The 1,402-nt window shown below is 73.5% G+C and carries 1 protein-coding gene; it reads left to right on the top strand.

The window, feature by feature from the left end:
- A partial coding sequence (locus tag AC5RUJ_RS16340; RefSeq protein ID WP_494156257.1) for an amylo-alpha-1,6-glucosidase occupies positions 1 to 1,402 on the top strand: 1,402 nt, incomplete at both ends.

Genomic DNA, 1,402 nt, shown 5'->3' with positions numbered 1-1,402 from the left:
GGGCGAGGCCGGCTCGGTGGCCCCCGGCGGCGCCATCTGGAGCTGGCGGGACAAGACACGCGCCGCGCTGACGGCCGAAGGCGCCCGGGTCAGCTTCGACGGCAGCTTGGTCCGGCTGGAGTGGACTGAACTGCTCAAGCCGGGCGCCGTCCTCGTCCTGTCCTGGAGCCTGGAGCTTGACGACGCCGAGGCTCCCCTGACCGGCGCGGGCGCGCCCCCGCTGCGCACGCCGTCGCTGGCCGGGGATCCCCGGCTCCAACGACTGATGAGCCGCTCCATGACCGACCTTAACAGCCTGCGGATGGCCGGGCGCCAAACCCCCGGCGACGTCTTCCTGGCCGCGGGGGCCCCATGGTTCCTGACGCTGTACGGCCGGGAGGCGCTGGTTGCCGCCAGGCTGCTGCTGCCGGTCGACGCCGCGGTAGCGGAAGGGACGCTGCGGGCAGTGGCAGCCTGGCAGGGCACGGCCGAGTCGGCGGAATCGGGCGAACAGCCCGGCCTGATGGTCCAGGAGGTGCGGCAGCGCCGCCTGTCGATGCCCGCGGACGCCGTGGTCCGGCAACTGCCCCCGGTCCTGTACGGGTCGCCCGACGCCACGCTGCTGTGGATCGTGCTGCTGCACGACGCCTGGCACGCGGGGATGCCGGAGGATGCCGTCCGGGACCTGCTGCCCCATTTGGAGGCCGCGCTGGACTGGCTGCGCATCGACGGCGACCCCGACGGCGACGGCTTCCTGGAGACGCCGGTTCCCGCCCTGCAGGGTCCGGGACACCAGGGGTCCGGCGACACGCGGGCCGCCTACCACTATCTGGACGGCAGGCCGGCCACCGGAACGGTCGCCTCCGCCGAACTCCAGGCCTACGCCTATGAGGCGGCCCGTGCCGCGGCCGTGCTGCTCGACTACTTCGGCGACATGAACGCCGGCGCCGAGTGGCGCGACTACGCGTCGCGGCTGGCGGAGAACTTCCGCAGCCGGTTCTGGTGCGCCGACGACGCCGGCCCGTACCCGGCGATGGCACTCGACGAACGGAAGCAGCGGGTGGACGGGGTCGGGTCCGGCATGGGACACCTGCTGGGCACGGGGCTGCTGAACCCCGAGGAGACCCGGACGGTGGCCGCGCGGCTGATGGACCGGACCTTGTTCTCCGGCTACGGCGTCCGCACCCTGTCGACGGCGAACCCCGGGTTCTGGCCGAGCCGCCGCCGCTCGGGGGCGGTCTGGACGCAGGAGACCGCGTGGATTGTGATGGGGCTGCTGCGCACCGGCTTCCAGGAACAGGCCGCACAGCTGGCGGCAGGACTGCTCGACGCGGCCGAGGGATTCGGCTACCGGTTGCCGGAACTCTTCAGCGGGCAGGCCGCGGTGGAGGTCCGGCCGGCGCTGCCGTATCCGTCCGCCTGC

The sequence above is a fragment of the Arthrobacter sp. Y3223164 genome, from assembly GCF_059091005.1.
The sequence above is the reverse complement of the archived record's forward strand: the minus strand, read 5'-3'. Positions and strand labels throughout refer to the sequence as shown.